The 21,455-nt window shown below is 62.2% G+C and carries 27 protein-coding genes; 26 read left to right on the top strand and 1 reads right to left on the bottom strand.

Features of this window, described 5'->3' with window-relative positions:
- Window positions 1–5 precede the first annotated feature (5 nt).
- From E3T43_RS07285 to E3T43_RS07200, 19 genes are all read left to right on the top strand, one after another.
- Complete coding sequence (locus tag E3T43_RS07285; protein WP_134471888.1) at window positions 6–206, top strand: hypothetical protein; 201 nt, start codon at window positions 6–8, stop codon at window positions 204–206.
- Window positions 206–1,642 (top strand): phage portal protein, encoded by a 1,437-nt coding sequence (locus tag E3T43_RS07280; RefSeq protein WP_134471887.1) that lies wholly within the window; start codon window positions 206–208, stop codon window positions 1,640–1,642. Before E3T43_RS07285 ends, E3T43_RS07280 begins: the two co-directional genes overlap by 1 nt.
- 58 nt (window positions 1,643–1,700) lie before the next feature.
- The gene (locus E3T43_RS07275) at window positions 1,701–2,450 is read left to right on the top strand and encodes an HK97 family phage prohead protease (protein WP_166791257.1); all 750 of its coding nucleotides are present in this window, start codon (window positions 1,701–1,703) and stop codon (window positions 2,448–2,450) included.
- Window positions 2,447–3,700 (top strand): phage major capsid protein, encoded by a 1,254-nt coding sequence (locus tag E3T43_RS07270; protein ID WP_134471885.1) that lies wholly within the window; start codon window positions 2,447–2,449, stop codon window positions 3,698–3,700. Before E3T43_RS07275 ends, E3T43_RS07270 begins: the two co-directional genes overlap by 4 nt.
- A gap of 59 nt (window positions 3,701–3,759) precedes the next feature.
- Window positions 3,760–4,047: a hypothetical protein gene (locus E3T43_RS07265; RefSeq protein ID WP_134471884.1), complete on the top strand. Its 288-nt coding sequence runs from the start codon at window positions 3,760–3,762 to the stop codon at window positions 4,045–4,047.
- 12 nt (window positions 4,048–4,059) lie between these two features.
- Window positions 4,060–4,563, top strand: coding sequence for a hypothetical protein (locus E3T43_RS07260; RefSeq protein ID WP_134471883.1), 504 nt, complete (start codon window positions 4,060–4,062; stop codon window positions 4,561–4,563).
- Between the two features lie 17 nt (window positions 4,564–4,580).
- On the top strand, window positions 4,581–4,742 hold the full coding sequence (locus E3T43_RS18690) for a hypothetical protein (RefSeq protein ID WP_166791256.1): 162 nt from the start codon (window positions 4,581–4,583) through the stop codon (window positions 4,740–4,742).
- Window positions 4,742–5,092 (top strand): hypothetical protein, encoded by a 351-nt coding sequence (locus tag E3T43_RS07255; RefSeq protein ID WP_134471882.1) that lies wholly within the window; start codon window positions 4,742–4,744, stop codon window positions 5,090–5,092. The genes E3T43_RS18690 and E3T43_RS07255 overlap by 1 nt, the downstream gene beginning before the upstream one ends.
- Window positions 5,089–5,358 (top strand): HK97 gp10 family phage protein, encoded by a 270-nt coding sequence (locus tag E3T43_RS07250; RefSeq protein ID WP_198414324.1) that lies wholly within the window; start codon window positions 5,089–5,091, stop codon window positions 5,356–5,358. Before E3T43_RS07255 ends, E3T43_RS07250 begins: the two co-directional genes overlap by 4 nt.
- Entirely contained in the window at window positions 5,351–5,767 is a 417-nt protein-coding gene (locus E3T43_RS07245) for a hypothetical protein (protein WP_134471881.1), read from the top strand. The genes E3T43_RS07250 and E3T43_RS07245 overlap by 8 nt, the downstream gene beginning before the upstream one ends.
- A 61-nt stretch (window positions 5,768–5,828) precedes the next feature.
- Window positions 5,829–6,647 (top strand): IPT/TIG domain-containing protein, encoded by an 819-nt coding sequence (locus E3T43_RS19020; protein WP_198414323.1) that lies wholly within the window; start codon window positions 5,829–5,831, stop codon window positions 6,645–6,647.
- 82 nt (window positions 6,648–6,729) lie between these two features.
- The gene (locus tag E3T43_RS07235; RefSeq protein WP_134471880.1) at window positions 6,730–7,116 is read left to right on the top strand and encodes a hypothetical protein; all 387 of its coding nucleotides are present in this window, start codon (window positions 6,730–6,732) and stop codon (window positions 7,114–7,116) included.
- Between the two features lie 95 nt (window positions 7,117–7,211).
- Window positions 7,212–7,427: a hypothetical protein gene (locus tag E3T43_RS07230; protein WP_134471879.1), complete on the top strand. Its 216-nt coding sequence runs from the start codon at window positions 7,212–7,214 to the stop codon at window positions 7,425–7,427.
- 18 nt (window positions 7,428–7,445) lie between these two features.
- Window positions 7,446–10,388, top strand: coding sequence for a tape measure protein (locus E3T43_RS07225; protein ID WP_134471878.1), 2,943 nt, complete (start codon window positions 7,446–7,448; stop codon window positions 10,386–10,388).
- 239 nt (window positions 10,389–10,627) lie between these two features.
- Window positions 10,628–11,854: a phage tail family protein gene (locus E3T43_RS07220; protein ID WP_241978865.1), complete on the top strand. Its 1,227-nt coding sequence runs from the start codon at window positions 10,628–10,630 to the stop codon at window positions 11,852–11,854.
- Complete coding sequence (locus tag E3T43_RS07215; RefSeq protein WP_134471876.1) at window positions 11,854–13,119, top strand: siphovirus ReqiPepy6 Gp37-like family protein; 1,266 nt, start codon at window positions 11,854–11,856, stop codon at window positions 13,117–13,119. Before E3T43_RS07220 ends, E3T43_RS07215 begins: the two co-directional genes overlap by 1 nt.
- A gap of 175 nt (window positions 13,120–13,294) precedes the next feature.
- On the top strand, window positions 13,295–13,522 hold the full coding sequence (locus E3T43_RS07210; RefSeq protein WP_134471875.1) for a hypothetical protein: 228 nt from the start codon (window positions 13,295–13,297) through the stop codon (window positions 13,520–13,522).
- Between the two features lie 8 nt (window positions 13,523–13,530).
- Window positions 13,531–13,833 carry a hypothetical protein gene (locus E3T43_RS07205; RefSeq protein WP_134471874.1) on the top strand — a complete coding sequence of 101 codons (303 nt, stop codon included), beginning with the start codon at window positions 13,531–13,533 and terminating at the stop codon, window positions 13,831–13,833.
- Window positions 13,830–14,015 carry a hypothetical protein gene (locus E3T43_RS07200; protein WP_134471873.1) on the top strand — a complete coding sequence of 62 codons (186 nt, stop codon included), beginning with the start codon at window positions 13,830–13,832 and terminating at the stop codon, window positions 14,013–14,015. Before E3T43_RS07205 ends, E3T43_RS07200 begins: the two co-directional genes overlap by 4 nt.
- Here E3T43_RS07200 and E3T43_RS07195 read toward each other — a convergent pair.
- Window positions 14,008–14,484, bottom strand: a complete 477-nt coding sequence (locus tag E3T43_RS07195; protein WP_134471872.1) for a hypothetical protein — start codon at window positions 14,482–14,484, stop codon at window positions 14,008–14,010. The two genes, E3T43_RS07200 and E3T43_RS07195, sit on opposite strands and share 8 nt — an antisense overlap.
- Before the next feature lie 414 nt (window positions 14,485–14,898).
- Between E3T43_RS07195 and E3T43_RS19690 the strand changes: the two genes are divergently transcribed.
- The 7 genes from E3T43_RS19690 to E3T43_RS07155 all read left to right on the top strand — a co-directional run bounded on the left by E3T43_RS19690 (window position 14,899) and on the right by E3T43_RS07155 (window position 21,404).
- Entirely contained in the window at window positions 14,899–15,567 is a 669-nt protein-coding gene (locus E3T43_RS19690) for an HNH endonuclease (protein ID WP_134471870.1), read from the top strand.
- Window positions 15,568–15,824: 257 nt separating this feature from the next.
- On the top strand, window positions 15,825–16,358 hold the full coding sequence (locus E3T43_RS07180) for a DNA primase (protein ID WP_134471869.1): 534 nt from the start codon (window positions 15,825–15,827) through the stop codon (window positions 16,356–16,358).
- A gap of 128 nt (window positions 16,359–16,486) precedes the next feature.
- Entirely contained in the window at window positions 16,487–16,885 is a 399-nt protein-coding gene (locus E3T43_RS07175; RefSeq protein ID WP_198414322.1) for a hypothetical protein, read from the top strand.
- Between the two features lie 35 nt (window positions 16,886–16,920).
- Complete coding sequence (locus E3T43_RS07170) at window positions 16,921–18,585, top strand: hypothetical protein (protein WP_198414321.1); 1,665 nt, start codon at window positions 16,921–16,923, stop codon at window positions 18,583–18,585.
- 9 nt (window positions 18,586–18,594) lie between these two features.
- Complete coding sequence (locus tag E3T43_RS07165) at window positions 18,595–19,929, top strand: hypothetical protein (RefSeq protein WP_134471868.1); 1,335 nt, start codon at window positions 18,595–18,597, stop codon at window positions 19,927–19,929.
- 28 nt (window positions 19,930–19,957) lie between these two features.
- Entirely contained in the window at window positions 19,958–20,752 is a 795-nt protein-coding gene (locus E3T43_RS07160; RefSeq protein ID WP_134471867.1) for a hypothetical protein, read from the top strand.
- Window positions 20,753–20,873: 121 nt separating this feature from the next.
- Complete coding sequence (locus E3T43_RS07155; RefSeq protein WP_134471866.1) at window positions 20,874–21,404, top strand: hypothetical protein; 531 nt, start codon at window positions 20,874–20,876, stop codon at window positions 21,402–21,404.
- Window positions 21,405–21,455: the final 51 nt, after the last annotated feature.

Genomic DNA, 21,455 nt, shown 5'->3' with positions numbered 1-21,455 from the left:
CCCGCATGCGCGAGTTCAAGCTGCTCACTGGCCAGCGCGTCATCGTCGTGAGCGACAGCGCGTCTCTCCGCGGTGTCGTCGATTCGGCCACTCGCTCGTCGATGACGCTGCGCGACGTTGAGTCTGTCGGCGGCCCATCGCCGTATCCGGTCGACGGCGTGGTCATCGTTCCGATTTCCAAGATCAACTATGTGCAGGTGACGTAATGGCGGCAACATTCCAGAGCCTGGGCACGATCGGCACGTGGGCGAGCACCTCGGGCCCGCTCGGTTTCGAAGTGCAGGATGACCGCAACCTCATGCTCGGCGGTGATAGCCAGTACGGTCCCGCCTGGGAGAACCAGCCCTCCATCCGCAAGGTAGTCGGGTTCGTCGCCCGCAACATCGCTTCGGTGCCGCTGCACATCTTCGAGCGCCGATCCGACGATGACCGAGTGCGTGTCACCGAGGGAAAGCTCGCTGATCTGCTGCGCCGGCCGTCGCGGGCGCCGGGAATGACGCCCTATCGGTTCTGGGAGAGCCTGCTCATCGACGGACTGGTCCATGACAAGTACTGCGCGAAGATCCTAAGCCACGATGACGGGTTCGAGCTCGTGCGAATCCCAGCTGTTTCGGTCCGATTCCTCAATGATGGGTTCGGCCAGATCCGCCGCGTGAAGATTCTCGGCACCGGTGGCCAGTCCAAGGACTTCGATCCTTCCGAATTCCTCATCGATGTCGGCTATTCAGAGCGTGGGGTCAACGGCACATCGCCGCTGCGCACTCTCCGCGACCTGCTCAGCGAGCAGAAGGAGGCGGTGGCCTACCGTCGATCGGTCTGGAAGAATGGCGCGCGCATCCCCGGCGTGCTCGAGCGCGAAAAGCCGTGGTCCTCCGAGACCGCGCGTGACCGGTTCACTCGCTCATGGCGTGCATTCACCGGCAGTGGCGGTCAGTCGGGTGGGACTCCGGTCCTCGAAGACGGCATGAAGTACAAGGAAGTCAACGCGTTCCGACCTCGGGACACGAACGACCTCGAAGGTCGCCGACTTTCGGACATCGAAGTGTGCTCGGCCTACTTCATCGCCCCCGAGCTGGTCGGGGCCCGCGAGGGCACCTTCGCCAACGTCAAGGCGTTCAAGCAGATGTTGTACGGTCCTGCGCTGGGCCCGTACATCTTCGCTTGGGAGCAGCTGCTCAATTCCACGCTGGTCGCTCTCATCGAACCCGATTCCAAGATCTACGTCGAAGCCAATATCGAGGCCAAGATGCGCGGATCGTTCGAAGAGCAGGCCGACGTCATGTCGACTGCAGTCGGTGGGCCATGGATGAGCCGGGCCGAAGGTCGCGCCCGCATGAACCTGCCTCACATCGACGGCACCGACGAGCTGATCGTGCCGCTGAACGTGCTCGTGGGCGGCCAGGCATCCCCGCAAGACGGCAAGGCGTTCGCTGACGTACTCGTGAAGTTCACGGAACATCAACGCCAGGTCGTCGCCTCCAAAAAGGCCGCCGGCGTTCTTGACTTTTGGGATCGCGCCCGGTGGGACCGCGAGTTGATCGATGACCTCGTGAAATCGGGTGTCCCCGAGTACACGGCTCGACCATATGCGCGGCTCGCGAACGATGCGGCCGAGCGCGAACTGCTCTCACCCGTCGAATAAGAATCTACCGAAAGAGGCCACCCACCCGGGTGGCTTTTTTATGCCCGAAGGAGGGCTCATGAAGACCAAATCATTCACCGTCGACCTGAAGGCAGACGGGCTCGCAGAGGGCCAGTTCGAAGGGTACGCGGCCGTCTTTGGAAACAAGGACAGCTACGGCGACATCATCATCGCGGGGGCGTTTGCTGACTCCCTGGCCGAGTACGGGCCGAAGGGCGCCGGCGTCCCCTGCTACTGGGCGCATCAGATGAACGACCCGTACATGAACATCGGCGTCACCGTCGAGGCCAAGGAAGACGATCACGGCCTGCTCGTCCGGGTGCAGCTCGACCTCGAGACGAATAACGCCAAGCAGACCCAGAAGCTGCTGCGCGAGGGCCGCGTCACGATGATGAGCTTCGCCTACGACATCATCGAGGGCGCCTACGTCGACTCCGAAGAAAAGGGCTTCTACTACGAACTCCGGAAGCTGAAGCTTCACGAGGTCTCCGTGGTCCCCATCGGGGCAAATCAGGAAACTGAAATTCTTTCCGTCAAGTCGGCAACCGAGTTGCTGATTGCGGATATCAAGTCTGGCCGGCCCCTGTCGGCCCAGAGCGAGGGCGATGTCCGGGCTGCTCATGCAGCGCTCGGGCACGTGCTCGAAACGGTCACAAGTGACGAGAAGTCATCCGGTGCCCCCGAGGTCAAGGACGAGGAACCCACACGGGTCAAGTCCGAGGAACCGACCGGCGCGCCCGCACTTCGAGACATGACGGCACAACTCACTATCTATGCCCTCCTGGGCAAGGAAGGGGATCAGAAATGACCCTCAAGGAAAAGCGTGCCGCTGCTCTCAAGGCAGCGGAAGCAATCATCAACGGCGCCAAGACCGCCGGCCGGTCGGCCACTGACGAGGAGATGACCCAGTTCGACGGGTTGGTCACCGAGGTCAAGGGTTTCGACACCGAGCTCGAGCGCGTCGCCCGGTCCGAGAAGTCGTTCGCCGACATCAAGGGGCTCTTCCGTGAGGAAGCCCCCGCAGCCAGCGCTACCGGCGAGGTTGAGGCCAAATCCCTCAGCGAACACTTCATCAAGAGCGTTGGTGTCGAGTCCCTGGCACGCACCCGTGGCGTCAAGGGCGCAGGGGTCTCCACCAAGACCGAGTTCAAGGCGGCGATCGATACGCAGGTGACCGGCGGCGGCGCGGTGGGCCCGCTCGACGCGTTCCTCGTGGAGACCGACCGCACTCTCGTGCGCGGCGCACAGGACCTCACCCCCGTCTCCAGCATGCTGGGTCAGGGAACGATCACCATCGGAAGTGCGATCCAGTACTTCATCGAGGGTGCTATCGAGGGCGATGTCGACGCGGTTCTCGAAAATGGCACGAAGGCGCAGCTGCACATCGCTGACCCGACGCCGCAGATCGCGTACCTGCGTACCCTCGCGGGCTACACGAAGGTCACCGACGAGTACTTCGAAGACCTCGCCCTGCTCGCTGGCGAGATCGACGGCCGCCTCGTGCGCCGCCTCGCCCGCGCCATCGAGCGCGAGGTACTGACCGGCAACGGAACCGGCGCCCACCTCACCGGCCTGCTCAACGTGTCGGGCGTGCAGACGCTGACCGCCACGGCCACGGGTGTCCCGCTCGCCGAGGCAATCCTCGACGCGACCACGCTCATCGAAACCAACACGGATGGGCTCTCGGCTGACGCCGTGCTGCTCAACCGTGCGGACTTCGTGTCCATGCGAAAGGCGAAGGACAGCAACGGCCAGTACTACGGCGGTGGATTCTTCTCCGGCGCGTACGGCAACGGCGCAGTCATCGACGGATCGTCCCTCTGGGATGGTCTGCGGATCGTCGTCTCCCCGTTCGTGCCCGTCGGCACCGCGCTCGTCGGCGCGTTCCAGGACGCAGCCACGCTCTACACCAAGGGCGGCGTGCGCGTCGAGATGACGAACTCCAATCAGGACGACTTCATCAACGACCGCGTAACCCTGCGCGCCCAGCGCCGCGCCGCGCTCGCCACCCGCGTTCCGGCCGGTCTCGTGAAGATCACGGTTACCCCCGCCATCTAGCTCCACTCCGCGGGAGGGGTTCGTGCCCCTCCCGCCCTAACTTTTGAAAGGAGCCCATCATGGGTTTGAGAAACTACGAGTACCGCGGTTCGACGTGGCAGTTCGACGAAGGCAAGCAGCCCGAAGGCGCGAAGGCGTGCAAGAGCCCGGCTGCCGCTGAGACCGTGCACGTCAAGGTCGACGCAGCGGCAATCGCTGCAGCAAAGGCGCTCACTGAGGCTGAAGCGGCTGCGGCGAAGACCGAGGCCGAGAAGGTCGCTGCCGAAGAGGCTGCTGTGCTCGCTGCCGCTGAGGCCGAAAAGTCCAAGACGCCGCTGAACAAGGCCGCCACCCCGGCGACGAAGTAGGAGTTGGTGGGCGTGACTCTTCCAGCAATCATCGGAGCTCAGGCATTCGATCAGGCGTTCTGGTTGAAAGCCGCGAATCAGACCGTTCGGAGCTACTGCGGTTGGCACGTCGCGCCCATCATTACCGAGTCGATCACCTTGGACGGCAACGGCAGCAAGACGCTGCTGCTGCCGTCCAAGAGGGTCACCGACGTCGTGAGCGTGCTCAACGATGGAATCGACGTGACGGCAACCGTTCGGAAATCTGAGAAGGGCATGCTCGAGCTCACGCGCGGCTGCTGGTCGGACGAGCTCGGCGCCATAGAGGTCACCTTCACGCACGGGTATGAGGCCGCGGATGATGTGGCCGGCGTAATCGCCGCCCTTGTGTCGCGTGCAGCATCCTCACCGGCGGGCATCGCTGCTCAGGCAGTCGGCCCCGCGAACGTGAAGTACGCGACGGGCCCGGGCGGTGTCCCGCTGTCTATTCCGCTTATGGCTGGCGAAATGCTCACGCTCGATGCATATCGAATCTGACCGGAAGGATTCCACGAATGGCTGCTCTGCAGAACCTCAATGGCTACACCGTCATCGTCCCCGATGATTCCGTGGACGCCTACCTCGCGACGGGCTGGTTCTTCGCGGGTTCGGAGCCCGCGCCCGAGCCTGTCCCGAAGAAGCGCGTGCGCAAGTCGCGCGCGCAACCGGCGACCTGATGGAATTCGCCGCCGGCCAGTCGGTACTCTGCGACCGGCGCAAGCTGATCACGGACCCGTACAACCCTGATTCCACCACTCAGGGCCCGTGGTCCGATGCACTGACGATCTCCGTCGACGGCGCGTTCATTGCTTCGTCGTCGAGCACGGCCGTGTCGAGTGCCACGCGGACTCAGATCCTTTCGGAGAAGAGCCTGTACTGCCCGCCTGAGGCGGATGTCGTGGAGGGTGACCGGGTTCGCCTGGGTGCTCGCACGTACACCGTCGAGGCTATCCCTGAGGCCGACACGAACCCATTCACGGGGTGGCAACCGGTCCAAGAAGTTCCGTTGACGGAGGTGCTCGGGTGAAATTCAACGAGTCATTCTTCGTAGAAATGGGCAAGTCGGCCGGCGTGCGGCGTCTGGTCAAGGACGTTGCTGATGAGGTCGCGATCGTGGCGCGCATGACTGCCCCGGTCGATACTGGCAACTACCGGAACGGCATCGTGGTGCGGATGCGGGAAACCTCGAACCGTGCTTTCGCCATCGTTACCGGCACCGACTGGAAGACGTTTCTGGTCGAGTCCAAGACGGGCAACCTCGTCAATGCTCTGCGGTACGTGGCTCGTGGCTGATCCGCTGGTTATCCACGCCGACCTGTCGATGTTTCTCACCACATGGTTTCGTGCTGCGCTCGCTGCACGGCCCGAGGAATACTGCCAGGGCGTCGTCGTCACCATTCGCGAGACGGATGATGCTCGGCAGTTGATAGTGCGCGTCGACGGCGGCCCCGATACCTCGGTGGTCAGCGCCAACAAGGATGTCGGTCTGTCGATCCTGGCCGGCACCAAAGAGAACCCGAAGGACGCGATCGATCTGGCGCTCATGGTTCATGCCTTGCGCTCGCAGATCCCCGGCCTCGAGCCGGGCAATCCGGTCGCCGCCGTCATCTCATCGCAGGGCCCGTTCGCCGTCGCTGACCTGCAGCCCATGGCGAGGCAGTACATCACCCTCGTTCTCGCCGTCACTGGCACCCCGCTGTAACCGAATTCCAACACTCACCGCCTCCGGTCACCGGGGGCATTTTCGCTTCTAAGGAGCAAACATGTCCATTGACAGCCTCGGAAATGACGTCACTGCCGTTGGAATCCCGGTAACGGGTTTCGCCGGTTTCGCCCCCAAGGGCACAGTTTTTCCCACCTCCACGGAGGGCGCCCTGCCCGGGTTCGTCCTCCCCGTCGATTTCGTCAAGGCCGGTCTCCTCACGGAGGACGGCGGCTTCGAGTGGACTCTCGAACCGGACGGCGACCCGATCAAGTTCTACCAGGACGGCTACTCGATCCCCTCGGGCCTCGCAAACGCGACCCTCGTGCTGAAGCTCGCGCAGTACGACGCCATGGTGCGGAAGCTGTCCTACGGCAAGACCGCCGACGCGAACGGTTATCTCACTATCGACGCCGGCGGGCACTCCATGGAGTTCGTCGCCTTCACCGAAGAGATCTTCAAGTCGGGCGCGATTCGTCGCCGCATCGCTGAGGTATCCGTCACGGGCGCGAAGGTCGACAAGTCCGAGCGTGGCGCCGTCAACGGCACCGAGCTCACGTGCGCTGCCAAGCGTTCCGCATCGCTGAACAACGACCACATCGGTGAATGGTGGCTTCCTGCATCGTCTGGCACTGCGCCGACTGTGACCGCCGCCAGCCCGTCTGGTGCAGCGACGGCCGCGACGGTAACGATCACTGGTACCGGATTCACCGGGGCCACCGCAGTCAAGTTCGGGGCGACCAACGCAACGAGCTTCAGCGTGGTCAACTCCACGTCGATCACGGCCGTCATGCCGTCCGGTACCTCCGGTTCGGCTGCGATTACGGTCACGACCGCATACGGCACGTCCAACTCGTTCGCATACACGCGAGCCGCGTAACCCGCTTCACCGCGGGCAGGGACCGTGATGGGAGCCCCTGCCCGCTTCATCCCATCGACCCATCCTTACCGGAAAGGCCATCATGGCAACCGCAAAAACCGCTCCGACTCCCGGCCCCAAGCCTGACTTTCTCGTGGTAGAGAACCACCTGAAGTGCCAGACCGGCGACGGCGAAGTCTCGCTCGACCTCCGCATCTCGCTCGAAAAGCTCGAACTCTTCATGAACATGGAGGACATTGAGCCGAAAGCACTGCCGCGGCACATTCTCAACGACATCGTGAACGCCGAAGACAAGGCGCGTCTCGAGGGTCTGACCGATGGTGTCGAGGCCTACAAGATCATCATGGAGTTCGCGAAGGCGATCGGCGGCCGTCTGGGGATGGGCCTGGGGGAATCCGTGCCCTCTATCGCTTCGTCGGAAAGCACAGAGCGGCCCTCCGATACGACTTCCGACACCGATTCGGAGTAAGTCTTTCCGAGATCGGGCGCAGCATCCCATTCGATGAAGCGTCCGATCTGATTGACGGACTCATGCGGGACTACGGCTCTCACCTTGGCGCTGATATGCGCGGGTGGGATTTCGCCGCCGGGTACGGCGAATTTATGACGGGGCTGCACGCTGCCGCATTCATGAACTCGAGCCGTGATTCGAAGATCCAGAAGGACCCGTTCGACCTGCCATTCCCCTGGCCCAAGGTCGCGGCCGTCGAAGACGTCACACCCGAAGAACGCGCCGCCTTGCGCGCATCACTTGAGCGCCGGTCGGCGTTCGCTCGCTAATCCCTGATAGGAGCTGCCATGTCGACCGTTGGAACCGCTGACGTTGCCATCTTCCCAAGCTTCAAGAACTTCCGGACGACGGTGGTTTCTGAGGTCGATGCAACCGCGTCCGATTCAGGCTCGCGTTTCAGCAATGTGTTTAGCAACGCAGTCAAGGGCATTGGCGCAGGCATCGCTGTCGGTGTCGGTGCTGCGATTGCGGGGATCGCTGCCGTGGCGGGCGCCGGACTGAGCCGCTCGCTCAACCTTCAGGACGCCAAAGCGCAACTGACGGGGTTGGGGCACTCAGCAGAGACTGTAAGCCAGATCATGGACAACGCGCTGGTGGCTGTCGAAGGTACGGCGTTCAGGCTTGATGCGGCTGCGGGCCTCGCGGCATCCGCTGTAGCGGCTGGTATCAAACCTGGTGAAGCTCTTACGCGCACGCTGCGCCTCACCGCTGACGCCGCGACCATCGGTAAGGCATCACTGTCCGAAATGGGCGACATGGTCAACAAGGTCGCTACAAACGGCAAGTTGACCACCGAGGTCCTGCAGCAGTTCCAGACCCGCCAGATCCCGCTGCTCCAGTTGGTTGCAAATGAGTACGGCGTAACTACTGAGGCAGCGTCTGAAATGGTCACGAAGGGCGAGGTTGATTTCGCCCGGTTCCAGTCCGCGCTCGAGGCCGGCGTCGGCGGGGCTGCACTGTCCTCCGGCGCAACGGCTCGCGGCGCCTGGGCAAACGTCGGCGCAGCGTGGTCGAAGCTTGGGGCCATGTTTGTGGGCTCGGCGGTCGACGGTGCGCCCGTACTCTTCACGGCCATTTCGGGGGCGGTGAAGCGATTGACAGTCGCACTCACTCCGCTATCTGAGCAGTTCAGTGGCAAAATGACCCCGGCCATTGCCGCTTTCGCCGGATGGATCGACACCATCGATTTCAGCAAGATCATCGGTGGGTTTCAGGGTGTCTACGACCTCGTTGCCAAGGGTGATTTCACCACCGGCCTACGGAATGCATTCAATATCGAGGAAGACAACCCGGTCGTCAACGTCATCCTGACGATCCGCGACGGTATCACCGGCCTGTATGCCCTGCTCGTAAACGGCGACTTCACCGGCGCTATGCACCGCGCGTTCAACGTCGAGGAAGACTCTCCGGTAATCGGTTTCCTGCTGGATCTCCGTACCGCTGTCGGCGACTTCTTCTCCGAGGTTGGCGCGGCGTTCAGCACGGGCGATTTCAGCACGATCTGGGATTCATTCGGGTCCATCGGGGCAACGCTCAGCCCGCTAATGCCTGTTTTCGCGGCTGTTGCCGAGGGTATTGGAGCGATCGCAGGCACCGTGGGCGCCATGATCTCAGCGGGTATCGGCGCGCTCGTGCCAATCATTGAGGCGTTCACGGGCGCCCTGGTCTGGCTCGGTGACCACAGCGAGATTATCGCGCCCCTGATCATTGGAATCGCGGCGGCGTTCGTGATCTACAAGACTGCTCAGACGGCTTCGAACGTCGCGTCTCTGCTATCCCTGCCGATTCAGGCGGCGCAACTGGCTACGTCCACTCTCAACTCGGCAGCACTATTCACGATGGCCGCTGCAACTCGGGGCGCTACGGCTGCTCAGGGAACCGCGAACATCGTCAACCGCGCGGCCACCCCGCCCTTGCTTAGCGCTAATGCTCAGCTCTTGCTGGGCACCGGGCACAAGATCAGGAGTGCAGTCGTCACTGGTGCGCTGGCGGTCAAGACCGGGGTGCTCGCGGTCGCGCACGGCGTAGCTACGGCTGCACAGTGGGCGCTCAACGCAGCCATGACTGCCAACCCGATTGCGCTTATCGTGATCGCGATTGCGGCGCTCGTAGCCGGCCTGATCTGGTTCTTCACCCAGACGGAACTTGGACAGGAAATCTGGGCTAATTTCAGCAGATTCCTTACTGAGGCATGGGCAAATATTCAACTCGTTGCGACGGCTACATTCACGGCCCTGGCTGCATTCTTCTCCGATACGTGGACGAATATTCAGGCCGCAACGGTCGCTGTCTTCGACGCAATAATTCAGTTCTTCACGGACACGTGGGCAAATATCACTGGAATGTTCTCAACGGCTATCGCGTTCTTGCTTGATCTCTTCTTCAAGTTCCATCCGTTGGGAATTATAATCGCGCACTTCGATGAGATCGTGGCGTTTCTAGCGGGATTCTGGCGGGGCGTACAGGACACTTTCGCTATCGCGTTCGCATTCCTGTTGGATCTGTTTTTGCGGTTCACCCCGCTTGGTCTCGTCATCACGAACTTCGACAAGATCGTCGCCTTCTTTTTCGGATTCTGGGAAGGCCTCAAGGCTGCTTTTGGGGCTGCCGTGGCATTTCTTCTGGACCTGTTCCTGAGATTCACTCCACTCGGCATCCTCATTTCTAACTGGGGCAAGATCACAGCATTCTTCGGAACGGCAATGTCGCATATCGGGTCCTCCGTGTCGACCGGAATCGATAGCGCGATTGGATTCTTCCGCGATCTCCCCGGCAGGGTCCTGGGCGCTCTTGGAAACATGGGCAACTTCCTGCTGGACGCCGGTAAAGACCTCATGGGCGGCTTCATCGACGGCATAGAAAGCATGCTCGGGGGCATCGGTGACGCCGTAGGCAACGCTATGGATTTCGTGGCCGACTTCTTCCCGCACTCGCCGGCCAAGCGCGGCCAGTTTTCCGGATCTGGTTGGCGCAAGGTGCTCGAGGCGGGGCAAGCGGTCGGTGATCAGTTCGGCGCCGGGCTTACCGCGGCTGAACCCAGCCTGACCGCGAAACTCGGCTCGATGGTCAACGCGAAAGCATTCTCCCCTCGGGTAGATACCTCAGCGCTAACCACCACGTCATCTGAACGTGACATCAAGCTGACTTACAACAATTTTGCAACACCGGGGCTTTCGAGTGCCGAGGAGTTATTCAAGCTCGGCCCCCAGCTGAAAGCGAGGACACGTTGAAAATCTTCTTGGAATCCCAGTCGGGTCGAATCGAACTCGTAACCGGACGCGACTCGGAGTTCCTGCTCGGGGAAAAGACGAGCGGGCTTGGGGTCGCTCAGAAGGTGTCGCGGTTGACTCGTGGCTCAGGGGTGGGGGCGTCGTATCGCGGCACTCGAACTGAAAGTCGACTAGCTGATCTGCATGTCTTCGTGCGGGGTGCCGATCGGACTGCCACTGGCACGCTGTATGAGCGCCTGGTGAGCATCGCCGTTCCTCGCGCGGGGGGACCCCTACCCCTGCTGGTCGCCGAGTATGCGGATGGACGTACCTTCGAGTTGCCGTTCGTCTATCTCAGTGGACTTGAGCTGTCGGGAACGGCATCCGGCCCGCGAATGGCAGAGTCGCTCATCTCCATCGAGTGCCCGGCCCCATTCTGGACAGCGCGCGACGCTCTCTCCTTCAGTGTGGCGAATGAGTCGTCAGGCGTGGGCCTGCTCCCAAATCTGGCGCAGTTGCCGGTTTCTCGGTCGGCGGCGATTGGCTCGATTACGTTGGAGAATCCGGGCGATGTTGATTCGGATATTTCGTGGACGATTACGGGGCCGGGTGGTCCAACTCCGATCAGTATCAACGGGGTCGGTTTCGTCTTCGAGGCCGTGTTGCAGTCGGGTGAAGTGATCACGATTGTGCGAACACCCACGGGCGTGAAGGTGCTCGATCAGGCCGGGGCGAATCGGTACGCCGATCTCGGGCCTGCTCCAAAGTTTCCACGCTTGCCGGCAGGAATCTCGGTTGTTGATATCGAAATGGCGAACGCGAGCCCCGGCGGGTGGGAGCCGACGACAGACATCATCCAGACGAACCGGGTCACGTCGCCGTCGTTGCGGGTGTCTGCTGAGGGTTGGCAGGCGTTCGGTGCGGGGTTGGCGCGAACGGCGACCGGGTTCTACGGCTCGGATGCTGGCTTTCTCGCGTTGACGTGGGCGGCGGCTTCTACCCCTGAGGCGGCCGTGCAGGTGCAGGTGCCAGCTGCGGTTGGTGATGTGCTGTCTGCGAGCTTGTCGGTGTTGTCGTCGGTCGCGCAGACGGTGCGGGTGATGACGCAGTTCGTGGACTATGCCGGCGCACCGGTCGGGCCGCTGACCCTTGGCGGGTCTGTCGAACTGCCGGCGAACACTCCGGTGGTCGTCGGCGTCGATAGTACCGATCTGGATCCGGCACCCGAGGGCACGGTGGGTTTCCGGTTCATGGCGTCTGTCGATGTCGTCGGCGGGCGGAGCTGGGCGGTGGGTGACACGTTCGCGGCGTCGCTCGGTATCGTCACCGCGTCCCCGGCCCGGACGGTGTTTTTCGATGGGTCGTTCGAGGGTGCGGGCTGGGCTGGCACAGCGGATGCGTCCGAGTCCGTTCTCTTTGATCGGGTGCGGGTGAATCAGTCCACGGTGCAGGGCTTCTACAAGCCGCGCAGAGAGGTCGTGTACTAATGGACGCGTCCGATCTGACTGTGGAGGTACGCGGCGCTGACCTCGTGCGGATCGGGCAGCTGGTCGATTCTGACCTGACTAACTTCGTGTGCGTGCCGCGCGAGAACGAGGTGGGTTCGTGGTCGGTGAAGCTGCCGGCCACGTACATCAACGAGGACGGTATCGAGGTTCCGCACGAGTTGTGTGCGGTGCTGCGCCGCCCAGCGTCAGGGATTGTGGTCACCGGCACGCACGGGAAGATCCTGTCGGGGCCGATGACGTACGCCGCGCAGACGCAATCAGCCGATGACCCTCCGGGAACGTGGACGATTGAGGGCATCTCGGACATGGCGGTCGTGAAGCGGGCGCAGGCGTACCCGAATCCGGCGTTGGTGTCGGCACAGGCATCGTCGCAGTCGCGGGCTACGGACTATCGGCGGGCCGCGGCGGAAACCCTGATGCGCGCCTTCGTGACCGCGAATATCGGCCCGAGCGCGCCGAGCGCACGCCGGGTCGCCGCGCTGACTCTGGGCACAGACCTGGGGCGTGGGCCGACATTGACAAAATCTCCCCGGTTCCAAAACCTGCTGGAGCTATTGCAAGAAATCGGCACCGGCTCCGGTCTGTTGTTCGATGTGGTGCAGGTGGGTGACGGTCTCGAATTTCAGGTGTCGGAACGCCTGGACGTGTCGGCTTCTGAGCGGTGGGACGTGGAAAACAATCAGCTCTCGTCGGTGAAGTACGCCTTCACAGGTCCCGGTGTGACGCACGTCATCGTTGCCGGGCAGGGCGAGGGTACCGCGCGGAAGATCATCGAAGTCACGACAGCCGCGTCACTGGCAGCTGCTGCCATCTGGGGCCGGTCGGAACGGTTCGTGGACCAGCGCAACACTAATGACGACGCCGAGCTGCTACAAGCCGGTCTGGAAGTCCTGGCCGATGAAGGCGCGGTCATCACGTCGCTAGAGATCGTACCGAGTGCGGACATGGCTGACGGATTCGGCAGCACATGGCTGCTGGGCTCGTGGGTGACGGTCGTCGTCGGGGATCAGGAGATCCGGGCACCGATCAGTGAAGTGATCCTCTCGGTCACATCGGAGGGGCTGCTCGTCGGCGCGACAGTGGGCGATCCGACCGGGTTCGAGTGGGATTCCCTTCTCAGCGCCCGCCAAACCAAAANGCCACGTACTGCTCCCACCTGCCGGAACCAGCACGGCCGTGACCTACGACCCCGACGAGATCGAGGAAGCGTACAACTCCCAGTTCGACGCCGAACACGAAGTTGACGAGCGATAACACGCTCCCCCGTGAGCATAGACAGCGTGAATAGTCTCCCGAAACACGGGGGTTAGACATTCCGCCAAACGGTGAAACCGCATAAAGACGCGGAAGTCGCCCAACCCAGCACCACCCGAAGCCCTGGCCGTCATGGTGAGGGCTTCCCTACGTTAGGACTCTCCCATGGCCCGCATTCAGATTCTCGAGTTGCCGATGGTCGAAGTTGACGGAGTGATGACCACCCCGTTCTCGATCATCATCGACCAAGTGGAGCATGAGGACATCACGGGCTTCGGCGGAGTGTTGATCCGGCGAGTCTCGGAGCTCACCCAAGATGAGGCTGACAAGATCGCCCTTCGAATGGGTGCTGTGTCTGCGATCCTCACCGCTTGCACACTGGACCTTGCCTAATGGCCGCCATGGGAACTGCACACGTCAAGATCATTCCCGAGATTGACCCCGCCGAACTGGATGCCGCGATGATCGAAGCGATCGCCGTTCGAGTGGCGGCAATCAACCGCGGCCCGAAGCTGAAGCTCGCCAAGTCCATCGTGATTGACGGAGACAAGGGCACGGTCGCCATTGACGGCACCTTGCTCGGGTATTTCCTTGACAAGGATGGGCCAACGTTCGAGCGGTCCGATCGCCCGGGTGGCCTCACCGTCGTGAATCTGCGCATCCTTACCCAGAGCGCCAAGTACACCGGGCCGGCGCGAGCATGAACCCCTGGCAGATCCTCGGCAACCTCGCCGCATGGTCCCTGATCGTCATCCTCGTGCTGGTCGTGGCCATGATCGCAGTCGCCGTCATCGTGAGCATCGACCGCACACTGCGTCCCAAGCGCATGATGCAGGCCAGCAGGGACCGACGAACGACGGTGTTCAGCGGTAAGCGACCTAGCTAACGCAGTCCAACGCTTCATCCGCGCCGGCCTCGCTTGAGCTGAAGTCGCTGGTTCCCCAGTCAGAGAACGCTGACGCCTCACCATTCACCGAGAACATAGAACCTGAGTACGGGTCAACCGTGATGTCGTCGTTGGTGGCCCACAGCCCGACGACATCTGTCATGCCCTCGCCATTGATCGTCGCCGCAACGAACCACACGTTCTCTCGTTCGCCAGCACGAACAGCAACGGCCGACGTGATGTTGTTCGCCGGCTCAATGCCAGCCACCCCAACATTGATCGCGTTTACTGTGGACTGCGCTACAGCGATGCACTCCGCCACCTCTGCTTCAGGAGTCGCTTCCGGGGCTGCTTCCGGCGTCGCGGTTTCGCTCGCTTCAGGGGCCACGTCGACAGTCTCGGCAACAGGTGCAGCAACCGGCACAGCAGATGAGCACCCGGCGAGCAGCAGAACGGCAGCAGCGGCCAACGTAAACGAGATCTTAGACATAGTTCCCCCAGTAGGTATTAGGGGCTCAGGCTAGCAGGGGGTGGCTCGTGGGCTGGGAGACATCAGACCGCCGTGACAGGCTTCCCCGAGACTGGCCCCGCCGCGTAGAGAACACTCGCGCAATAGCGGGCGGTCGATGCCAAGCAATCATGAACGCCGGCACACGCTGCGTCGAAGTTGGTACTGACTGCGACCACATCGAGCACGGCGACAATCACGACCAGGACAACCTGCAATGGCTATGCGGCTGGCACCACGACCGCAAGACAGCGAGAGAAGCACGAGCGGCACGGGCGCTGATGCCACGAGTGAGCGCGTACATGGAACCTGAACGGCATCCTGGGCTCAGATAGGATATAGAAAGACCCCCGCGACGCGTCAACGTCCGGGGGCATGACCAACCGGATAAGGGTTGATATGACCAAGAGTACCTGTACCGTCTGCGCCGTGGAGTTCACGAGCACGAATAAGAAGAAGTACTGCACGCCGCTCTGCGCCTCCCGTGCATACAACGCCGCACGCAAGGCGGACGGCCGACTCGCCACCCTCAGGGCGCAACTCAAGGATGAGCGCGCAACATGGCAGGCGGCCAATGCTCACAAGTATCGGGGCAAGTACTGGGACGCCCGTGAGTGTGAAGCATGCGGGATAAGCTACCGGGTTCGATCGAGTGAGCCGACGCGGGCGTGCAGCCTCTGGTGTGGCACGTTCCTCACGTACGGGGCATGGCCTCAGTGCAAGCTCAACATTGCCACGTGCCTTGAGTGCGAATGCCACTGGGTAGACCGAACGGGATACAGCCGATACTGCGAAGCCTGTGGGCGTAGTGGCGTCCATCACTTCAAGATCGACCAGGGCTTGCGACAGCGACTGTACGCGCTCGACAAGTGGACATGCTGGTTGTGTGGTGAAGGCGTCGACATGGAGGCTGACACGAACTCGGACTACGCGCCGTCGCTGGATCACGTAACTCCGCTATCACGTGGAGGTAGGCATAACAAAGCAAATCTGCGAACTGCTCACCGTATCTGCAATTCGTTGCGTCAGGATCGACCGGCATAAAAACGAGAGGGGGCAGGGGCCTCCTGCCCCACCCTTAGCTTTGCCGGGGAGGTGCTGTCTGTCAAACTGCCTACGGGTCTGGGAAATTCAGCACATGCGCCGCCATGAGCTATCGCGTCACGAGCTTTCGGCCCGTTCGCGGATTTAGTCAAACTTCGTAATTCCTGAGCCTTTAGTGAGCTTCGACAGTCCCACATTCCCTACACTTCCGCGTAATTACGCGGTTTATCCGTAACAATTCCTGATAGACTCAGGTTATGGAATTCACACGCTGCGAGCACTGCGGAATCCTCAACGCGCTCTCCCGCTCCGGTGCCCGGTTCTGCTCACCGAAGTGCCGCGTCTACTGGCACCGGGCCGCGGGCAAGCTCCCCTCTGAATTGACATCCCATGATCGTTGGATTCGACGCTCTGCCGAGAAGGTTCCACTGCAGCTCGACGGCCGTGCAGCGAGTTCGACCCGATCTTCTACATGGTCATCGTTCAAGGCGGCTTCCGCGTCGACGGTGGGCGCCGGCCTGGGGTTCGTTCTCAACGGCGACGGTATCGGCTGCTACGACCTCGACCACTGCATGGTTGGCGGCAAGCTCACCCCGACAGCCGCAGCGTTCATCGCGTCACACCCGGGCTTCTACTCCGAGGTTTCACCATCGGGTGACGGCGTGCACATCTGGGTTCACGCCGAGGGTCAGCGTGGCTCGAAGCGAGTCATCGACGGATTGAACGTCGAATTTTACACACGCGGTCGGTACATCACGATCACGGGCAAGGCAATCAAGACCACCGCATAACCGAAACGGCTGACGGTGTAACCCGAAACGGGAGGCACCACATGTCAGGCACCGGCCCCCCGCCGAAAGATCCGAGCAAGCGCGCTCGCACCAATAAGGATGTCGTCGCGCTCCGTATCCTCACCGCCATGCCGGCGCAGCAGCCCGAGCTTCCGTCGTTCACCGTTCAGGTCACGATCGACGGCGAGCTCGACACTCAAGAGTTCGAGTGGCCGTCGATGACGCGCGACTGGTGGGACATGCTCTCTCTGCATCCGCTCGTGGATGAGTTCATCGAAACTGACTGGTCATATCTGCTTGTAACGGCTCGAATCCATGCTGAATTCTGGCGCGGCAAGATGGCCCTGGCTGCTGAGCTGCGATTGCGTGAGGCCAAGTACGGGTTCACCCCTGAGGATCGCTTGCGCCTGCGAATCTCCCTGGCTCAGACCGTAGAGGCCGAGGGCAAGGTCGGTTCTAAGAAACCATCATCGTCGCGCGATCGCTTCGCGGGCATGGAAATCGCCGCTGAGGCATCTGGAGAATAACTCCGAAGGGGTGATTGCGTATCCCTTGGAAGCCGATGGATGGTGACCACTTCCCCTCGCTGGGTTATCACGTCGCCGACCAGATGCGCGAATACCTGGCCGCGCCCGACAACACGGATTTCACGCCGTTCGAGGTTACTCGCGAGCAGCTGGAATTTCTGGTGCGCTTCTACGAGGTAGATCCTCACGACGGGCACCGAGTAAAACACAGAGCCGTCTTGTCTCGCTCACGCGGGTGGGGCAAGAGTCCGTTCCTCGCGGCCATCGGAATTGCTGAAGCGCTGTTCGAGGTCAACTGGGCAGGTTGGGATGCTGACGGGCAGCCCGTGGGAAAGCCGTGGTCAGTCGATCGCACGCCGCTGGTACTCATTACCGCCGTGTCCGAAGATCAGGCGCGACGGAACACGTGGGGCCCGCTGCTCGAGATGATCCGTGAAGGTTCCGTGCTCGATGAGTTCAACGTCGACCCGATGGATACTTTCGTGGCGCTACCGAAAGGCAAGATCGAGATGGCGACCGCGGCTGCTCGAGCGATCAAGGGTTCTCGTGCAGTGTGCGCGATCATGGACCAGACCGAAGAATGGGTTCGAGGTAACGGCGGGGTTCGCCTCGCACAGACGCTCCGTAACAACGCTACGAAAATCGGCGGCGTGACGATTGAGTCACCGAACGCTTTCACCCCCGGTGAGAAGTCAGTCGCTGAGGATTCGGCGCGGTTCTGGGAGAACACGCAGTCAGGCAAGTACGCGAATCTGAAAGACGTTCGCTCGCTGCTCTACGATCACCGTGAAGCGCCGGCTGACACCGACATCGCGGATCACGAATCGCTGATCCGTGGCCTGCGCATCGCGTACGGAGACTCGAGCGGGCATCCTGGCGGGTGCATGATCCATAACCCGCCGTGCGCGCCGGGTTGGGCACCGATCGAGCGCATCGCCCTCGACTTCTACGACACCTCAAACGACCCGCAGACGATGCGGCAAGACTTCCTATCGCAGATCACGCACGCCTCGAACGCCTATATCTCGGCGCCCGAGTGGCGTGCGATTCTCGACACCGAAAAGGTAGTCACGAAGGCGGAGCCGATAACCCTCGGGTTCGACGGCTCGGAGGGCCGAAAGGTCGGCATGGGAATCGCCGACTCGACGGTCCTCATTGGCTACTCGGTAACACAGAAGCACCTGTTCCAGATCGGAGTATGGGAGCAGCCAGACGGCCCCTCTGGGGACAACTGGCGGCCGCCGACACTCGAGGTTGAGGCCGCGGTGCGTGAGGCGTTCAAGAACTACAACGTGATCGGCTTTTACGCTGACCCGTCTGCAGGTTGGGCTGGCCAGGTGAAAACGTGGGAGGCCGAGAATTTCAAGAAGCTCAAGGTCAAGATGACCACGGATGAGCCGATCAAGTGGCGCCAGAAGGACATCGGCCGCACCGTCGATGCTTTCGCCAACATGCATTCAGCAATCGTGAACGGCGAGATGACGCACGATGGGTCGAAAGCCCTGACGGCACACTTCCTCAACGCCCGCCGAGACCCCCGCCGAAACGGCTATGTGCTCATGAAGCCTGAGAACGATCAGGACTACTCCAAGATCGACGCCACATGGGGCGCGGCTTTCGCGCATGCATGTGGGATCGACGCGCTCGGTAAGGGCATCCAGAACACCAAGCAGAAGACAGCCCCCCGGCGACTTTATTAGGAGGTCAACGTGACGCCCGACGAATACCTCCCGCTGCTGACCAAGCGGCTCGACTCGGCACAGAAGCGCATCGCGCTGAATCGTCGATACTCGACAGGGAACGCACCCATGCCCGAGATGGGGCAGAACACCAAGGCGTCGTGGGTCGCATTCCAGAAAAAGGCGCGAACGGACTTCGGGGGGCTCACGTGCCGATCGCTCGCCGGCCGGATCATCCCGAACGGTGTGCGCGTCGGGGAAACGTCGACGGGCGCCGGCGTGCTGGCAGCTCGGAAGATCTGGCGCGACAACCGCCTCGGCGTCGTCTTCGCTGACGCGATCTGGAACATGCTCAGCGTCTCACGTGGCTATCTCGTCACCGGCGTGCGTGACGGCCTGCCGATCATCACGAGTGAGCTTCCCGAGCAGGTCATCACGATCCCCGATCCGGTGCAGAAGTGGCGCGCACGGGCAGCCCTGCGCGCGTGGCGGGACACAGAGACGGGTTTCGACCACGCATGGGTTCGGATTCCCGGCGTGCAGCAGAACTACATCCGCAAGTCGGCCAAGGCGAACGGCATGACGCGGGACACTGTTTCCGGGACCGACTGGGAGCAGTACGGACCGCCACAGCTGCACGATGGCGGCGTTGGCGTGTTCGTGCTCGACAACTACCTCGACGTGGCCGAGTTCGAGCCGCACATCGACATCATCGACCGTATCAACATGGGCAAGCTGAACCGGCTGGTCATCACGGCCATGCAGGCTTTCAAGCAGCGCGCGATCAAGGGTGGCCTGCAGAAGACGGACGAAGACGGCAACGACATCGACTGGGCCGGGATGTTCGAGCCCGCTCCTGGCGCGCTCTGGGATCTCCCTGAAGGCATCGACATTTGGGAGTCCGCACCAACCGACATTCGGCCGCTGCTGGAAGGTGAGAAGGAGGATGCACGCGACTTCGCGGGCACGACTCAGACGCCGATCGACGTGTTCATTCCTGACGGTCAGAACCAGTCGGCGACGGGCGCGGCCAACTCGCAGAAGGGCGAGATTTCCAAGGCGAAGGATCGCATCGAGCGTGCGGCCGCGGGAATGTCTGCGGCGATGCTCGACGCGCTGCGGATCATGGGGCTCGATGATGGCTCAACTGTCGATGTGCTGTTCGAGGCACCGGCGCACGTCTCCTTGAATGAGAAGATGCTCGCAGCGACTCAGGCGAAAGCGGCCGGCATGTCGGATCGGTGGATTGCTCGCAACATCATGAACATGACGCCGGATGAGATCGCCGAGAACGAGGCTGATCTTGCCGACCAGGGCCTATCGGCTCTGCTGGCGGGTGTGAGCAGTGGCGCAACCATCGGTTAGCCAACTGTCCGAAGCTCACCAGAAGGCGATGGCACTCATTCGCGAGCGGGTCGTGCTCTACGGCTCGACGGCGTGGGGCCAGTCGCGGGCGTTCCGTGACGCCGACATCGAGCGGATCATGGCGCGCGTGATTCCGGTCGTGCAGGCCGGGCAGATGCAGGCCGCGCAGGTCACGAACGCATACATTGGCCGCCTAGCCGTCCTGGCCGGCGTCACGTGGACGCCAGGGGTCGACCGTGACGCGATTATCGACTACCGCGGTATCCCTGCCGAAGAGGTGTACCGCCGCCCGGCCGTGGCGACGTACTCAGCGCTCGCCAAGGGCACGCCGTATCTCGATGCCGTCAAGGTCGGCGCGGCGCGTCTCGTGGGCATCATTGCCACGGACATGCAGCAGGCAAGCAACCGGCAAGCCAGCGCGGCAATCGCCGGATCTGGATTCTCTGCATTCCGGCGTCAATTGTCGGGCCGCGAGAACTGCGCGTTCTGCGTCATCGCATCGACGCAGCGCTACCTCAAGGGAGATCTGCTCCCGCTACACCCTGCGTGTGACTGCGAAACGATGCCGCTGCTCAGCGCGACCGATCCGGGTCAGGTCATCAATCGCAACTTGCTCGAGATGACGCATGCGGCCATCGATAAGCAGCTCGGTTTCACTGATCGCGGCGCGCGGGATCTCGACATCGGCAAGGTCAGTTCATCCGGCCAGCCGCTGTCGGACTATACGGACCTGATCGTCGTGAACGATCACGGCGAGCTAGGGCCGGTGCTCGGCTGGCGCGGCGCGAAGTTCACCGGTGCTGACGACCTGCATTCGCACTAACCAATCCACAGAAAGGCCCCGCTAACCCCGGGGCTTTTTTGTGCCCAAATTCTTCCCGCCAAGCGCGGGATAAGTCGCCGCAACGGTGGCTTTCACTAACCCGAAACGGGAGCTAAGAACCATGCCAAAAACTGCCGAAGAACTCGCCGCCGAAGAAGCTGCCGCAACGGCCGCCGCTGAAGCTGCGAAAGACAAGACACCGATCACCGACCCCGCGCTGACGGCGGCACTCGCCGACGTCGACAAATGGAAGGCGCTCTCTCGCAAGAACGAGGCCGACAAGAACTCGAACGCCGAAAAGGCGCAGAAGTGGGACGCCAAGGAAGACGGCGACCGCACCGATCTCGAGAAGGCAAACGCTCGCGCGGATGCCGCCGAGAAGATCGTCTCCGAGGGCACTGCCCGCGAAGCCACCAAGACCCTTCGGACTGAGGTCGCTACCGCAAAGAAGTTCGCTGATCGCAAGATCCCCGAATCGGCTTTGCGAGGCACCACCCGTGAAGAGCTTGAAGCGCACGCCGACGAACTGCTCCTGCTCATCCCCGCGCCGGCACCTGCTGCGGATGCGGACGGCCAGGGCGATAAGGGCGGCCGGATCGGTGACGGCGAAATGTCGGCAGACGACATCGTGGCGAAAGCCACAGCACGGTAACAACCCCGCCGCAATCAGCGTCGGTTCATTCCCCCGTTTCAAGGAGAAACA

This window comes from Cryobacterium sp. Hh7, assembly GCF_004403155.1.
GTDB classification, from domain to species: Bacteria; Actinomycetota; Actinomycetes; order Actinomycetales; family Microbacteriaceae; genus Cryobacterium; species Cryobacterium levicorallinum.
The sequence above is the reverse complement of the archived record's forward strand: the minus strand, read 5'-3'. Positions and strand labels throughout refer to the sequence as shown.

Coding starts and splice junctions, on each gene's coding strand:
- E3T43_RS07180 (WP_134471869.1), top strand. CDS start 15,825: ATGGAATTCACACGCTGCGAGCACTGCGGAATCCTCAACGCGCTCTCC.
- E3T43_RS07230 (WP_134471879.1), top strand. CDS start 7,212: ATGCGCGGGTGGGATTTCGCCGCCGGGTACGGCGAATTTATGACGGGG.
- E3T43_RS07155 (WP_134471866.1), top strand. CDS start 20,874: ATGCCAAAAACTGCCGAAGAACTCGCCGCCGAAGAAGCTGCCGCAACG.
- E3T43_RS07170 (WP_198414321.1), top strand. CDS start 16,921: ATGGATGGTGACCACTTCCCCTCGCTGGGTTATCACGTCGCCGACCAG.
- E3T43_RS07285 (WP_134471888.1), top strand. CDS start 6: ATGCGCGAGTTCAAGCTGCTCACTGGCCAGCGCGTCATCGTCGTGAGC.
- E3T43_RS07255 (WP_134471882.1), top strand. CDS start 4,742: ATGGAATTCGCCGCCGGCCAGTCGGTACTCTGCGACCGGCGCAAGCTG.
- E3T43_RS07175 (WP_198414322.1), top strand. CDS start 16,487: ATGCCGGCGCAGCAGCCCGAGCTTCCGTCGTTCACCGTTCAGGTCACG.
- E3T43_RS07265 (WP_134471884.1), top strand. CDS start 3,760: ATGGGTTTGAGAAACTACGAGTACCGCGGTTCGACGTGGCAGTTCGAC.
- E3T43_RS07210 (WP_134471875.1), top strand. CDS start 13,295: ATGGCCCGCATTCAGATTCTCGAGTTGCCGATGGTCGAAGTTGACGGA.
- E3T43_RS07275 (WP_166791257.1), top strand. CDS start 1,701: ATGAAGACCAAATCATTCACCGTCGACCTGAAGGCAGACGGGCTCGCA.
- E3T43_RS07225 (WP_134471878.1), top strand. CDS start 7,446: ATGTCGACCGTTGGAACCGCTGACGTTGCCATCTTCCCAAGCTTCAAG.
- E3T43_RS07280 (WP_134471887.1), top strand. CDS start 206: ATGGCGGCAACATTCCAGAGCCTGGGCACGATCGGCACGTGGGCGAGC.
- E3T43_RS19690 (WP_134471870.1), top strand. CDS start 14,899: ATGACCAACCGGATAAGGGTTGATATGACCAAGAGTACCTGTACCGTC.
- E3T43_RS07160 (WP_134471867.1), top strand. CDS start 19,958: ATGGCACTCATTCGCGAGCGGGTCGTGCTCTACGGCTCGACGGCGTGG.
- E3T43_RS07270 (WP_134471885.1), top strand. CDS start 2,447: ATGACCCTCAAGGAAAAGCGTGCCGCTGCTCTCAAGGCAGCGGAAGCA.
- E3T43_RS07205 (WP_134471874.1), top strand. CDS start 13,531: ATGGGAACTGCACACGTCAAGATCATTCCCGAGATTGACCCCGCCGAA.
- E3T43_RS18690 (WP_166791256.1), top strand. CDS start 4,581: ATGGCTGCTCTGCAGAACCTCAATGGCTACACCGTCATCGTCCCCGAT.
- E3T43_RS07200 (WP_134471873.1), top strand. CDS start 13,830: ATGAACCCCTGGCAGATCCTCGGCAACCTCGCCGCATGGTCCCTGATC.
- E3T43_RS19020 (WP_198414323.1), top strand. CDS start 5,829: ATGTCCATTGACAGCCTCGGAAATGACGTCACTGCCGTTGGAATCCCG.
- E3T43_RS07235 (WP_134471880.1), top strand. CDS start 6,730: ATGGCAACCGCAAAAACCGCTCCGACTCCCGGCCCCAAGCCTGACTTT.